Origin of the sequence: Streptomyces sp. NPDC093510 (assembly GCF_040683555.1) — a bacterium.
In the GTDB taxonomy this organism is placed as follows: domain Bacteria; phylum Actinomycetota; class Actinomycetes; order Streptomycetales; family Streptomycetaceae; genus Streptomyces.
Window position 1 is genome coordinate 26,631 of record NZ_JBFBEE010000035.1, and the last position, 13,750, is coordinate 40,380.

Genomic DNA, 13,750 nt, shown 5'->3' on the forward strand with positions numbered 1-13,750 from the left:
CCGGCGTGCCAGGTTGCCCCAAGAAGGCCCGCCCCTGGCGGCAAGGCCCGCGCAGGCCTCACCCCACGTACTTCGACTCCGACACCGGGTCGATCGCCAGCCGGTAACCCCGCTTGACCACCGTCTGGATCAGCTTCGGCGTGCCGAGGGCCGTACGCAGACGGGCCATCGCCGACTCCACCGCGTGCTCGTCGCGCCCCGCGCCCGGCAGGACGCGCAGCAGTTCGGCGCGGGCCACGACCCAGCCGGGGCGGCGGGCGAGGGCGGCCAGCAGGGCCATGCCCGCGGGCGGCACGGCGCGCAGCTCGTCGTCGACCAGGACGGCGTGGCCGCGGATCTCGACGCGATGCCCCGCGATGATCAACACCTTCGCCCGGGAGGGGAGTTCCTGGCACAGGAGCTGGACGAGCGGGCCGAGCCGGAACCGTTCGGGCTGCACCGTGTCGACGCCCAGGGACTGCAGCGGCAGCGCGGTGACGGGCCCGACGCAGGCGGAAAGCACGTCGTGGTGCAGGGCGGTGAGCAGCTCGGCCGTCATGCCCCGCTCCTCCGCGCGGGCGAGCAGGGACGCCGCGGCGGGCGCGCTGGTGAACGTCAGCGCGTCGACGCCCCGTCCGACGGCCGCGTCGAGCAGCCGGTCGACGGGCGTGAGGTCCTCCGGCGGCAGCCATCGGTAGACGGGCACCATGACGACCTCCGCTCCCCCGGCCCGCAGCGCCTCGACGAAGCCGGGCAACGGCTCGCCGTGCATCTGGAGGGCGACGCGCCGCCCCTCGACCCCCTCGCCGAGGAGCCGGTCGAGCACCTCCGCCATGGATTCGGAGGAGGGCGACCACTCCTCGGTGAGTCCCGCGGCCCGCACCGCGCCCTTCACCTTCGGTCCGCGGGCGAGCAGTTCGACCCCGCGCAGACAGCGGACCAGCGCCTCCCCGTACCCCCAGCCGTCCGCGGCCTCGATCCAGCCGCGGAACCCGATGGCGGTGGTGGCGACCACGACGTCCGGCGCGTGATCGATCAACTCCTTCGTCGCGGCGAGGAGTTCACTGTCGTCGGCGAGCGGCACGATACGCAGCGCGGGCGCGTGCAGGACGGTGGCGCCGCGCCGCTCCAGCAGCGTGCCGAGTTCGTCGGCGCGCCGGGCGGCGGTGACGCCGACGGTGAACCCGGCGAGGGGCTTGTACGCGCCGGACGCGTTCGGGGCGGGGGTGCGGGCGGGGGTGTGGGCGGGGGTGTGGGTGCTGTCGTCGTGGCTGTGGGCGTCGCTGCTGTGGTGCATAGACCTGTCTCGTCTCGTCCCGCTAGTGACTCTCGTTCCGCTCGTGGTTCGTGGGCGGCGGACGACCGAGCCTGTCAACGGCGCGTGACAGGCCCGGTTCACGCCGATGTCCGCCGTGTTACGTCACACCTCGGCGTAGCTGAGCTGCGGCTTCTCCTCGGTGTCGGCCGCGGGAACGGTACGGCCGGTCCGCCCGCGAAGGTATACGGCCCAGGTGACGCCCGCGCACACCCCGTAGAAGGCGAGGAAGGCGACGTACGCCCCCGTACCGGAGCCCACGGTCTGGAAGGACTGCCGCAGCGCGAGGTTGATGCCGAGCCCGCCGAGCCCGCCGACGGCCCCGATGAGCCCCATGGCCGCCCCGGACAGCCGGCGCCCCTGGGCCGCGGCGGCTTCCCCTTCCAGGCCCTCGGCCTCGGCCTTCGCCTGGAAGATCCCGGGGATCATCTTGTACGTCGATCCGTTCCCGAGCCCGGTGAGGACGAACAGCGCGACGAACGCGCCGACGAACAGCGGCAGCGACTCCCGCATGGACGCGACGACGACCACACCGGTGGCGGCGCCCATGCCGAGAAAGTTCCACAGGGTGATGCGCGCCCCGCCGAACCGGTCGGCGAGCCGCCCGCCGACGGGCCGGATGAGCGAGCCGAGCAGCGGCCCGATGAAGGTGAGCTGCGCGGCCTCCAGCGGCGTACGCCCGAACTGTGTTTGCAGGACAAGCCCGAAGGCGAAGCCGTACCCGATGAACGACCCGAACGTCCCCACGTAGAGGAACGACATGATCCACGTGTGCGCGTCCCGCGTGGCCGCCTTCACGGCACCGGTGTCGTTGCGGACGGACGAAATGCTGTCCATGTAGAGAAAGGCACAGACGGCGGAAACGAGAACAAGCGGAATGTAGATCCCGAGCACGACGCGGGGCCCGCCGCCCGCCCCGATGACGGCGAGCCCGACGAGCTGCACCACGGGCACGCCGATGTTGCCGCCCCCGGCGTTGAGCCCGAGGGCCCACCCCTTCTTCCGGAGCGGGAAGAAGGAGTTGATGTTGGTCATGCTGGACGCGAAGTTGCCGCCGCCGACGCCGGTGAGCAGCGCACACAGCATGAAGGTGGAGTAGGAGGTCCCCGGCTCCATGACGACGAACGCGGCGATGGTCGGCAGGAGCAGCAGGGAGGCCGCGATGACGGTCCAGTTACGCCCGCCGAAGCGGGCGACGGCGAAGGTGTAGGGCACGCGGACCACGGCCCCCACGAGGGTCGCCATCGACACGAGGAAGAACTTCCCGGCCGCGTCGATCCCGTACTCGGGCCCCATGAACAGGACCATCACCGACCACAGGCTCCACACGGAGAACCCGATGTGCTCCGACAACACGGAGAACGCCAGATTCCGCCGAGCGACTTTTTCCCCTCCCCCCTCCTTCCAGAACGTCTCGTCCTCCGGGTCCCACCGATCGATCCACATCACGCCTCCAGAAACAGCCCACACACACCGGCCGACCCTCCCGAAGGTATGGACCCCGCATTTCCGCCTTGTGCCGCGCGATGACCACGGGGGAACGTTGCTCTCACGGGGGGTGGGGCGGGGCGGTGAGGGGGCGGGGGCTCGGTGGTGAAGGGGCCTGAGCTCGGGAGGCCGGCGGTGAGGGGACGCGGATCGAGCGCGGGATGCGGACTCACGTGGTTGACCGGGTCCGGGCGCACCGGTTGCGGGACCCGGGCTCACCGGTTGAGGGGATCCGGGCTCACCGGTTGACGGACTGCACCTCTTCGACCTCGACCTGCTGGTCCGCGCCGAACCGGCCGTCCGGGAGGTCGCCGCCCTCGCCGGTCGTGCTGGTCCAGCTGATCTTCCAGGTGACGGTGGCCTGGAGGTTGTACGGGCCGTCGCCGGAGGACCGCAGGTACCTCACTCCGCAGGGCGGGTCCGTGTCCGCGGGGGTGCCCTTCGCGCGGGGCACGCCGATCTTGCCGTCCTCGATGGGGCATTCGCCGGAAGCGGGGTACGTCTCGGCGTCCTCCGTCCCCGGGTCGATCGAGAGGGACACGGGCTCGGCGGTCGTGGTCGCGGAGAGCCCCGAACCCGGGATGCTCGCGGTGACGGAGACCTTCTTGAACTTCGCCTTGTCCAGCCAGACCCAGGTCGGAAGATTGACCTTCGTCGTCCCCTCGGGCGCCATCTTGATGGAGGTGCTGGGGACGGGGAGTTCGTCGTAGGCGTACTCGGCGAGGATCTCGGGGGTCACGGCGAGCGGCTCGTCGGGCGTGGCACCCTCGTCGACCCAGAAGGGCTGCTTGTCGCAGGCGCTGGCCTCCGGGTCATCCTTGCGGTTCGGGTTGACCGCCGCGGCCCAGAACATCCCCTTGCCCTGCTTGTCGAGGTTGTAGTCCTTGTACGGCTTGCCCTTCTTGTAGCGGCTGTCGAGGTAGTCCCCGACGAACTCCCCGACACCGTCGAAGAGCGGGACGCCGTCGCCGAAACCGCGCCACGCCTTGACCGTCTCCTTGATCTCCTTCGGCGAGAAGGCGGGTTCGTACCAGCAGGCGGGCGGGTTCCAATTGCTGTCCGCCGACGAGAGGTTGCCGGTCCTGGCCGAACTCGTATTGCCGTTGACCGACGTCTGGACCTTGGTCTGGACGGTGATGGTGCGGCCGTTCTTGCCGCCCTTCGCCTGCTTGCCGTCCGTCTGGTCCGTCCACCCGGCCCACGCGTGCGGCGCCGCCTGCACGGTGATGACCATGGCGGCGAGCGCCGCCACCACTACGTTCCTCCGGCTCACGGCTGGCACAGCGCGCTCCCCATCTCCGACGTGCTGTTGGTGAGCTGCCACACGCCGTCGGCGTTCTTGCGCAGACGGTCGTTGTAGCGGATGTACGAGTCCTTGCCGGCCGGGGTGACGTTCTTCTTGTGTGTCTTGCGGTCCTTCGTGTAGCCCTTGGACTCGTCCGAGCAATAGGTCAGACCGGCCGAGCCGTCCTTGCTGAACTTGACCTTTCGGTCGGTGAAGCGCACGGTTCCGGCCAGTGTCAGGTCGTTCTTGATGAAGTTGCCGGACCATTCGATCGTCCCCAGCAGCCCGGCGTCCTTGCTGTAGAAGCGGACGGCCTCCGACTTCGGGTCCTGCTTCTCGATCGATTCGACGATGGCCCGCCAGTACTCCGCGTTGTCCCGCAGCACGGCGTCCGCCTTCGCGTCGCCCGTGGTCTCGGGGGCGAACTCCAGGTTGACGTCCTTCGGCACGACGATCTCGGGCCGGTCGACCCCGTCGGCCGACGCCGACGCCGACGGGGACGACTTCTTCGCCCCGTCTCCCGAGTCGGCACCCGCGATCTTGTCGCTGTCCTCCGAGTCGCCGCCCCCGCCACAGGCGGAGAGTGCGAAGAGTGCCGCGGCTGTGAAGGATGCCGCTGCGAGGAGGGCGGGTCGGCGGTTCACGGTGAGCTCCTGGTGGGCGAGAGTTCTCTGGAGTGAACCAAGTTATCGACCAGGGACAGACAAGGGCACGCTGAGGTCAGCCCGCACACCGCGCATACTCGGGTAAAGCGGTCGCACACGCCCATCGTTGACGCAAATTCTTCACCAACCGCGCCTGGTTGTTCACGGAGTGACATGACAAGGGTGCCGCGTCTACGACCGGGCGCATCCGCGATAGCAACGCGCCGCCTCACCCCAGATGCGTGTCCCCCAACGACACCAGCAGACGGCGCAACGCCCCGTCGATGGCCGCCCGGTCCTCCGGGAGCAGCGACGCGAGCATGCGTTCCTCGTTCGCGACGTGGTCGACCACCGCCCGGTCGACCAGGTCGCGGCCGGCCTCGGTGAGGTGGACGCGGATGGCGCGGCGGTCGTTGGGGTCCGGGTGGCGCTCGATCAGGCCCTTGCGTTCCAGTTTGTCGAGGCGGTTGGTGATGGCGCCCGAGGTCACCATGGCGGTCTTGAGGAGCCCGCCCGCGGTGAGTTCGTGCGGGGCGCCGACCCGGCGGAGCGTGGCGAGGACGTCGAACTCCGCGAATTCCAGGCCGTATTCGACGAAGACCCGCTTCATGCCCTTGCTCAGCAGGTGGTCGGCCCGCTTGATGCGGCCCACCAGGGCCATCGCGTCCAGGTGCGCGAGGTCCAGGTCGGGGCGCTCGCGGCGCCATTGGGCGCGCAACTCATCGATGGCGTCGTGGTCGGGCATGTCAGTCATGTCAGTCATGCCGGTCGTGTCGGTCATCTCGTCCATGGCGGCGTCTCCACTCCTGCCGTATCGGGCACCGGATCTGCTTCCCGAGCAAGTACCTCAACGTTCAGATACTTGACGTTCGCAGACCCGAGAGCCATATTTACCTCAACGTTGAGAATAACAGCGTTGAGGGGAACGACGAGGGGAAGCGTCACCATGGCCATCGGCAGCCGCACCACGCAGCGCACCACGCAGCGGACCACACACAGCCCGACTCACCGCACCACACACAGCCCGGCTCATCCCCCGGCCGCCGGGCCGACCGGCACCCCCCGCACCTCCACCAAAGCCGCCGCCGGCATCGCCGCCCTCGCCGCCATCGGCCCCGCCACCTGGGGCACGACCTACGTCACGACCACAGAACTCCTGCCCCCCGACCGCCCGTTGCTCGCCGCCGCCCTGCGCGCACTGCCCGCCGGGCTCATCCTGCTCGCGCTCACCCGGCGCCTGCCGCGCGGCGACTGGTGGTGGAAGGCCGCCGTCCTCGGAATCCTCAACTTCGGAGCGTTCTTCCCGCTCCTCTTCTTCGGCGCGTACCGGCTGCCGGGCGGCGTCGCCTCGACGATCAGCGCCGTGATGCCGCTGCTCGTCGCCGGGTTCGGCATCGGCGTACTGAAGGTGCGACCCACCCGCCGTACGTTGATCGCGGGCCTCGTCGGTGTCGTCGGCGTCGCCCTGCTGGTCCTGCGCGGCAGTGCCGCCGTCGACCTCACGGGAATCGTGGCCATGCTGGCGGCCACCACACTGATGGCACTGGCCGTCGTGCTCAGCAAGCGGTGGGGCCGCCCGGAAGGCGTCTCCCTTCTCGCCCTCACCGGCTGGCAGTTGACCGCCGGCGGCCTGGTCCTCGCACCCATCGCGCTCAGCGTCGAGGGCCTGCCGGATCACTTCACGGGAGCCAACGTCGCCGGGTACGCCTACCTCGGCATCATCGGCACGGCCCTCGCGTACGCCCTGTGGTTCCGCGGCATCGAACGTCTCCCCGCCTCTTCGGTCTCGTTCCTCGGCCTCACCAACCCGGTCGTCGCCACACTCGCCGGCCTGCTGCTCCTGGGACAGACCCTGACCGTCTGGCAGATCGGCGGCCTGGTCCTCGTCCTGTCGAGCGTGCTGCTCGGCCAGGGCCGCCGCCCGTTGCCCGTCGCCCCGCGCCTGAACCACCTCTGATCCCACCCGATCCCAACCGATCCCAACCGAGCACGCCCGATCCACCTGATCCCACCCGCCCCGAATCCAGGGAGCCGATCCCCATGCCCATGCGCATCACCGTCTTCGGAGCAGCCGGAAACGCGGGCAGCCGCGTCGTCACCGAGGCCCTCTCCCGTGGTCACGAAGTCACCGCCGTCGTCCGGGACGCCGCCCGGTTTCCCGAGCTGCACCCGGCCGCCGCCCACCGCACCGGCGACGCGGCGAACCCCGACCACGTGGCCGAGTTGAGCGCCGGGCAGGATCTCGTCGTCAACGCCACCAGACCCGCCCCGGGCCGGGAGAGCGACCACCCCGCCATCGTGAAGTCCCTGCTGGCGGGCCTGGCCGGGACGGGCGTCCGGCTCCTGGTCATCGGCGGCGCGGGCAGCCTGACCGTCCCCGGCACGGGTGGGGTCCTCGCCGTCGACGACCCGCGTCACGTCCCCGCGGCCTGGCGCCACATAGCCGAGGCGTCCAACGCCCAGTACGACGCGATCCGCTCCGCCGACACGGACGTGCCCTGGTCCTACGTGAGCCCTTCGGCCCTCTTCGAACCGGGCGCACGCACGGGCGTGTTCCGCCTGGCCGCGGACGAACTGCTCGTGGCCCCCGACGGCAGCTCGTCCATCTCGATGGAGGACCTGGCGGTGGCACTCCTGGACGAGGCGGAGCACCCGAAGCACCACCGCACCCGCTTCACCGTCGGGTACTGACCCCGACCCCGCGCGGCTCGGTCCTTCGCAGCTCGACCCCTCGCGGCTCGGTCCTTTGCGGCTCGGTCCTTTGCGGCTCGGTCCTCTGCGGCTGCGGCCCGGCCCCCCGGAGCTCGAACCACAGCAACTTGCCGCCGCCGCCCGTGAACTGGTCACCCAGCAGCCACCCGCCCCACGAGTCGGCACACTCATGTACGAGGTGCAGCCCCCGCCCGCCGTCGGAGTCGTCCGAGGCGGGCGGCACGGTCGAGCCGCCGGGAATTGCCGGTGGCTTGTCGAAGGGCGCGGGGATGTGGGAACTGGTGTCCCACACCCCCACCCGGAGCCGCCCCGCCCGCACGGACCTCAACCGCAGCGAGGCGGGGCCTTTCGTGTGCCGGTACGCGTTGGTGACCATCTCGGACGTCAACAGCTCGGCGACCTCCACGAGTTCACTCATGCCGTGCCCGTCGAGGGCGGCCCGCAAGGTCATACGGGCGACGCGCGGAGCGCGGGGGTCGTGGGGCAGGTGAAGGGCGTAGGACCAGCCTTCGGCTGGGGTTACGGTGACCATGAACGGCTCCTGGAGGGGAGGGGGAGGTCGCCTTCCTGGCGTCCGACGGTGGCGTTGCCGCCATGGCGCGGTGCTCTTCCGGTTATGGACAAGGCCAGTTGGGCGGTGCGAACTCACCGTAGAGCAGTTGGTGTGATACTTGATACCAGTCAGGCGTCACACTTCACATTTCCCTCGTGTGGGTGACACGAGGGCATGCCCCGCAAGAGAGCAAGAAAGAAGGAATCGTGCCGCCCAGCACCAACCCGACCCTGCGGCAGCAGCGCCTGGGCACGGAACTGCGCAAACTCCGGGAGCAGGCCGGGCTGACCGCGACAGCGGCTGCCGCCCTGCTCGGCCTCAGGCAGGGGCAGATAAGCAGCATCGAGGCCGGCCGCTACCCCGTCAGCGCGGACCGCATCCGCACCTTCGCCCGCACCTACAACTGCCCCGACGACCGGCTGGTCGACGCCTTGGCCGCCATGACCGGCGGTCGCAAGCGCGGCTGGTGGGACGAGTACCGTGAACATCTCCCGGTCAGCCTGATCGACCTGGCTGAACTGGAGCACCACACGCGGCAGTTCCGGGTGGCCTTGGTCATTCACATCCCCGCGCTGTTGCAGACCACGGACCATGCCCGCGCGCTCTTCCGCGCGGTGGTTCCGCCCATGCGTCAGTACGAGATCGAGCACCGGCTCACGTACCGCATGAAGCGCCAGGAAGTTCTCCACAGCGACTCTCCGGCCCCCTACGCGGCGACCATCCACGAGTCCGCCCTGCGCATGGGCTTCGGCGGCCCCGCCACCAGCAGCGCCCAGCTACGCCACCTCATCGACTTGAGTGAGCTGCCCAGCATCACCATTCGGGTCATCCCTTTCGGGCAGGGCGCCTTCCCCGGAACCGGTCAGTCCGTCGACTACCTGGCCGGACCCGTGCCACAACTCGACACCGTGCAGCTCGACACGCACCACGGGTGCGAGTTCCTGGACGCGGAGGCACAGTTGGCGAAGTACCGCACCGTACTGGACCGGCTGGAGCACGGGGCGCTCACCGCACGCGCTTCACGCGACCTGATCCACCAGATTTCCCGACAGCCCTGAGAGAAGCCCACCATGCAACCTCGCTGGCAGAAGTCCACCTACAGCGGCGACTCCTCCAACTGCGTCTACATATCCGCCCCCACCCCCGCCACGATCCGCCTCCGCGAGAGCGACGCCCCGGAGACCATCCTCACCACCACTCCCGGCCGCCTGCACGCCCTGATACGCACCCTCAAGGCGACCCCGACCCCGACCCCACCCCCGCACCCCTGACCGGACAGGGAACCACCGCACAACAGAAGCGGCCGAGCGGCCGGGCGTCGCCCTGAGGACGATGCCCGGCCGCTCGGCCGTCTCCATGTGCCGGTTACCGGGTATGAGCTACCGGGTATGAGGTACCGGCTACTTGCCCGCGAACTTCCAGCTCACCTGGTCGCCGTCCTCCTTGGCGGACCAGCGGACCTCGATGGACTTCGAGCCCTTCGGGATCAGGTACGTCTCGCAGAGGACGTGGGTCTCGCCCTTCTTCCAGCCTTCGAGGTCCAGCTCGTCCTCGCAGCCCGGCGCGTCCTCGGCGGCGCCGATGAGCAGGCCGCCGCGGGTGCCGTCCGCGTAGATCTCCGTGGTGTCCTGGACGTCGGGCGTGTCCGTGAGGGGCGCGCCGCCCTTGTGCGTGATCTTCATGTGGGCGGTCGCCGTGACCAGGCCCTTGGCCTGCTTCGGGTCCGAGACCAGCTTCTTGGTCTCGGCCTCCGTGCCCACGTCGACCTTCTCGGCGGCGACGTCGTACGTGACGAAGGCTTCGTCCTCCTTCACCTTGCCCGAGGTGGTCTTGCCCGCGGGCAGTACCGTTTCTTCCTCGGGCTTGGGCTTGTTCTGGGACTTGGCGGTGTCCGCCTTCTTGTCGTCCGACTTCTTGTCGTCGCCGCCGCCGCAGGCGGTCAGCGCGAGGGCGAGCACGGCGACGGGCGCGGCGACGCGCAGCGCGGTCTTACGGTGAAGCAAAGCAATCTCCTGGCAGAGGTGGGGGGCCCGCCGCGCGGCGGTCGTCCGGCGCGAGCAGCGGGAAGAGCCGTCAGCTTAGGAGTCGGCTACAGGGCGCGTCGAGATCGTTACGGCCCCTCGACGCCCACCTGTTGGCGAATGCAACGCATCAGCAGTCAGCGAACCCAATCCCCGCAAGCGCTGCGGCTTTTGGCTGCGCGAGTGTTCGCTGGGGCGAATTTCGCCGTCCGCGGCAGCGGCACGTGCCGCGCCCTCACGCGCTCGAACGCCTGGATTTACAGCGGCATTTCAAGCCATTGCGGGCACCTAGTTGTACGTAACAGTCGCGCAACGCATTGAAACGGTCACCGTCCCCGACGGGACGACGCCCGTCCCCGACGGGAAGACCTTCCCGCCCGCCCGCCGTCCGGCCACAGCCTCGGCCCCCGCTTCGCCGCCAGGTCCTCGACCCAGCCCACGGCCACCACCATCAGCCCGATCAACGGCCAGACCAGGACGGTCATCCACAGCATGTACGTCGTGTCGAGCGCCGAGCTCCAGCGTTCGTCCTCCATGAACGGCAGGTCGTACGCCATGTCGATGACCGGCACCGTCGCCATGATGAGGAGGTTGTGCCAGAGGTAGATCGTGACCGCGCGGTTGTTGGAGAGCGTGACCAGCTTGTCCCACTTCGCCAGCCGGCCCGGCAGTTCCTGCCACGACGGGGCGTACTGGAGCAGGATGACCACGAAGCCGAACGACCACGTCGCCTGCGCCAGCGGTATGTCGTTCAGGTCCCAGCCGTCGGGGCCCAGGTGGCCCGACGCCCACCACAGGCCGAAGGCCATGACGAGGGCCGCGGCCGACACCGCCAGGTAGCGGGGGACCCGGGCGAGCAGGCCGTCCTGGTGGGCGAAGCCGAGCACCCAGCAGCTGCCGTACATCGCGAAGTCCGATACCGCGTTGCCGGTCTCGCCCGGGATCGTGACGACGCCCGTGCCGACCACCGCGGTCAGCGCGAGCGGGGCGAACAGCGTCACCCACGGGACCTTGCGGAACGCCCGGAGGAGCAGCGGGGACGCGATGACGAACCAGAGGTACGCGCGGATGTACCAGAGCGGGCCCACCGCCTGCGCGGGCCAGGTGTCCTCCAGGAGGCCCGCCTTCTCGCCCAGGTGCCACGGGAAGGGCGGGGCGCCCACGGGGAAGACGTAGTTGAGCAAGGACACCAGGCCCCACGTGCCCCCGTGGTCGCGGTCGTCCGAGACGTTCCAGCCGCCCGCGAAGAGCAGGAAGAGCGCCGCCGCGCTGAACACCCACATGGGAGGGAGGAGGCGACGGACGCGGCCCTTGATCACACCCCACGCGGGACGCTTCAGCGAGCGCGCCATCAGAGAGCCGGCGAGCGCGAACATCACGCCCATGGAGGGGAACACGATCGTCAGCCACGCCCAGCCGAACAGGTGGTAGACGACGACTCGGACGAGCGCTAGCGAGCGCAGGAGGTCCAGGTAGCGGTCGCGGCCCGGCTTCTCGGGCGCGGCGACCGGTGTCTCCGTAGCCACCCTCGGCGCGTACGCGGGTATGGGGCTGTGGCTCATGCGACGGGACTCCGATCATGGCTGCCCGTCCGCTGTCGCGGAATGGCACCGGGCGCCTCCAGCACTCCCGTGCGACGGAGCTTCTGCCAGCGCAGACGGCCTCCGGTGAGAGCGGTTATCCAGGACTGCAGCAGCACGACGTACATCAGCTGCCGGTAGAGGATCTGCTGGAGGGGCAGCGAGATCAGGTGGCTCATGCGTTCGCGGTCCAGGCGGAAGGCGTACGCCGCGCAGACCGCCTGCACCGCGAGCACGCCCAGCCAGGCGACGACGGTCTTCTGGGTGGGGCCGAAGACCAGGCCGTAGAGGAGGAACACGTCGATGAGCGGGGCCAGGAGCGGGGCGAGGACCATGAACAGCGAGACCAGCGGGAGCCCCACCCGCCCGAAGCGGCCGGAAGGACCGCTCTCGACGACCGCGCGGCGGTGCTTCCAGATCGCCTGCATCGTGCCGTACGACCAGCGGTAGCGCTGGGACCAGAGCTGCTGGACGGACTCCGGGGCCTCGGTCCAGGCGCGCGCGTTCTCCGCGTACACGACGCGCCAGCCGTCGCGGTGCAGCGCCATCGTGATGTCGGTGTCCTCGGCGAGCGTGTCGTCGCTCATGCCGCCGACCCGCTCCAAGGCGGACCGCCGGAACGCGCCGACCGCGCCAGGGATGGTCGGCATGCACCGCAGCATGTCGTACATGCGGCGGTCGAGGTTGAAGCCCATCACGTACTCGATGTGCTGCCAGGCGCCTATCAGCGAGTCCCTGTTGCCCACCTTCGCGTTGCCCGCGACGGCGCCCACGCGCGGGTCGCCGAAGGGCTGCACGAGCTCGCGGACGGTGGACGCCTCGAAGACGGTGTCGCCGTCCATCATCACGATGATGTCGTGGCGGGCGTTGGCTATGCCCCGGTTGAGGGCGGCGGGCTTGCCCGCGTTCTGCTGGCGCACCACGCGGACGTTCGGCAGGCGCAGGCCCTCCACGATGCGGGCCGTGCCGTCCGACGACCCGTCGTCGACGACGACGACCTCGATGGGGTGGTCGCTCGCCATCAGGGAACGGACCGTCGCCTCTATGCACTTGGCTTCGTTGTACGCCGGGACCAGGACCGAGACGGGCTCGGTGATCGGCGAGCCCCAGCGGAAGTCCCGTCGCCGCACCTTGCGCGCGTGCACCGCGGAGAGCAGCAGCATCAGGCCGAAGCGGGTGAAGACGAGGACGCCGATGACGGCGAGGGCGACGACCAGGCCGTCGGTGATGTGCTCGGAGGCGCCGACCAGGAAGACCCAGGCCCTGCCCTTCCACAGCTCGGCGCCGGTGACCCGGGTGTGCGCGCTGGGCGCGCCCAGGGCCTCGGTGAGGTTCCCGAATTCATAGCCCTGCTTCTGGAGCTCGGGCAGGAAGCGGTCGAGCGCGGCGACGGTCTGCGAGCGGTCGCCGCCGGAGTCGTGCATGAGCACGATGGCGCCCTCGCCGCCCTGGGGCGTGGCGCGGCGGATGATCTCGTCGACGCCGGGGCGCTTCCAGTCCTCGCTGTCGGTGTTGTTGACGACGGTGAGGTAGCCGCGGCTGCCGATGGCCTTCGTCACGGGGTACGACTTGTCGTCCATCGCGTCGGCGAACGAGGAGTACGGCGGGCGGAACAGCGAGGTCCGTATGCCCGCGGCCCCGGCGAGGGCGAGCTGGTTCTGCGAGAGCTCCCGGTCGATGCGGCTCATGGACTGGTACGAGAGGTCGGGGTGGTTGAAGGTGTGCAGGCCGACCTCGTGCCCCTCGTCCACCATGCGCCGGACCAGGCCGGGATGGCGCGAGGCCATGGTGCCGGTGACGAAGAAGACGCCGTGGGCGTCGTGTTCCTTCAGTACGTCGAGGACCTTGGGCGTCCACTCGGGGTCGGGGCCGTCGTCGAAGGTCAGCACGAGCCGGTGGTCGGGCACGCTCAGCGTGGTCTCCCGGCCGTTGCGGGTGTCGATGACCGGGCCGCCCTCCAGGATCTTCCGCGGCACGTGGTCCGTGGGAGCGGGCGGCCGCACCCGGTGGTCGGCGAGGATCTCGCTGTGCACGTACCCGCGCAGCATCAGCATCGCGAGCAGCGCGACGAGGAGCAGCGAGGGCAGCAGGTAGCGCATGGGCAGACGGCGGCGTCCGACGGGCGGCTTGGCGCGGCGCCTGCCGCGGCCGCTGCGGGGACGGGTGCTCTGGG

13 protein-coding genes are annotated in these 13,750 nt (G+C 70.0%); 4 read left to right on the forward strand and 9 right to left on the reverse strand.

Annotated elements, in window-relative coordinates; translation table 11 throughout:
* Positions 1–58: 58 nt before the first annotated feature.
* The 5 genes from AB0N81_RS37405 to AB0N81_RS37425 all read right to left on the reverse strand — a co-directional run bounded on the left by AB0N81_RS37405 (position 59) and on the right by AB0N81_RS37425 (position 5,501).
* Positions 59–1,276 carry a uroporphyrinogen-III synthase gene (locus AB0N81_RS37405; protein WP_365366547.1) on the reverse strand — a complete coding sequence of 406 codons (1,218 nt, stop codon included), beginning with the start codon at positions 1,274–1,276 and terminating at the stop codon, positions 59–61.
* A gap of 123 nt (positions 1,277–1,399) precedes the next feature.
* On the reverse strand, positions 1,400–2,740 hold the full coding sequence (locus AB0N81_RS37410; RefSeq protein ID WP_365366549.1) for a nitrate/nitrite transporter: 1,341 nt from the start codon (positions 2,738–2,740) through the stop codon (positions 1,400–1,402).
* A gap of 280 nt (positions 2,741–3,020) precedes the next feature.
* Positions 3,021–4,064: a hypothetical protein gene (locus AB0N81_RS37415; protein ID WP_365366551.1), complete on the reverse strand. Its 1,044-nt coding sequence runs from the start codon at positions 4,062–4,064 to the stop codon at positions 3,021–3,023.
* Positions 4,052–4,711, reverse strand: coding sequence for a hypothetical protein (locus AB0N81_RS37420; RefSeq protein WP_365366552.1), 660 nt, complete (start codon positions 4,709–4,711; stop codon positions 4,052–4,054). The genes AB0N81_RS37415 and AB0N81_RS37420 overlap by 13 nt, the downstream gene beginning before the upstream one ends.
* A gap of 229 nt (positions 4,712–4,940) precedes the next feature.
* Complete coding sequence (locus AB0N81_RS37425) at positions 4,941–5,501, reverse strand: MarR family transcriptional regulator (RefSeq protein ID WP_365366554.1); 561 nt, start codon at positions 5,499–5,501, stop codon at positions 4,941–4,943.
* Positions 5,502–5,657: 156 nt separating this feature from the next.
* On the opposite strand from AB0N81_RS37425, the gene AB0N81_RS37430 reads away from it, so the two are divergent.
* Positions 5,658–6,668 (forward strand): EamA family transporter, encoded by a 1,011-nt coding sequence (locus AB0N81_RS37430; RefSeq protein ID WP_365366556.1) that lies wholly within the window; start codon positions 5,658–5,660, stop codon positions 6,666–6,668.
* A gap of 89 nt (positions 6,669–6,757) precedes the next feature.
* Positions 6,758–7,402, forward strand: coding sequence for an NAD(P)H-binding protein (locus tag AB0N81_RS37435; RefSeq protein ID WP_365366604.1), 645 nt, complete (start codon positions 6,758–6,760; stop codon positions 7,400–7,402).
* Here AB0N81_RS37435 and AB0N81_RS37440 read toward each other — a convergent pair.
* On the reverse strand, positions 7,386–7,955 hold the full coding sequence (locus AB0N81_RS37440; protein ID WP_365366558.1) for an ATP-binding protein: 570 nt from the start codon (positions 7,953–7,955) through the stop codon (positions 7,386–7,388). The two genes, AB0N81_RS37435 and AB0N81_RS37440, sit on opposite strands and share 17 nt — an antisense overlap.
* A 227-nt stretch (positions 7,956–8,182) precedes the next feature.
* Here AB0N81_RS37440 and AB0N81_RS37445 point away from each other — a divergent pair, with 227 nt between their 5' ends.
* Positions 8,183–9,034 (forward strand): DUF5753 domain-containing protein, encoded by an 852-nt coding sequence (locus AB0N81_RS37445; protein WP_365366560.1) that lies wholly within the window; start codon positions 8,183–8,185, stop codon positions 9,032–9,034.
* Positions 9,035–9,046: 12 nt separating this feature from the next.
* Positions 9,047–9,247, forward strand: a complete 201-nt coding sequence (locus AB0N81_RS37450; RefSeq protein ID WP_365366562.1) for a DUF397 domain-containing protein — start codon at positions 9,047–9,049, stop codon at positions 9,245–9,247.
* Positions 9,248–9,376: 129 nt separating this feature from the next.
* Here AB0N81_RS37450 and AB0N81_RS37455 read toward each other — a convergent pair whose 3' ends face one another.
* From AB0N81_RS37455 to AB0N81_RS37465, 3 genes are all read right to left on the reverse strand, one after another.
* The gene (locus AB0N81_RS37455; protein ID WP_365366564.1) at positions 9,377–9,979 is read right to left on the reverse strand and encodes a hypothetical protein; all 603 of its coding nucleotides are present in this window, start codon (positions 9,977–9,979) and stop codon (positions 9,377–9,379) included.
* 344 nt (positions 9,980–10,323) lie between these two features.
* Positions 10,324–11,559, reverse strand: a complete 1,236-nt coding sequence (locus tag AB0N81_RS37460; RefSeq protein ID WP_365366566.1) for an acyltransferase — start codon at positions 11,557–11,559, stop codon at positions 10,324–10,326.
* The gene (locus AB0N81_RS37465; protein WP_365366606.1) at positions 11,556–13,676 is read right to left on the reverse strand and encodes a glycosyltransferase; all 2,121 of its coding nucleotides are present in this window, start codon (positions 13,674–13,676) and stop codon (positions 11,556–11,558) included. The genes AB0N81_RS37460 and AB0N81_RS37465 overlap by 4 nt, the downstream gene beginning before the upstream one ends.
* Between the last annotated feature and the right edge of the window lie 74 nt (positions 13,677–13,750).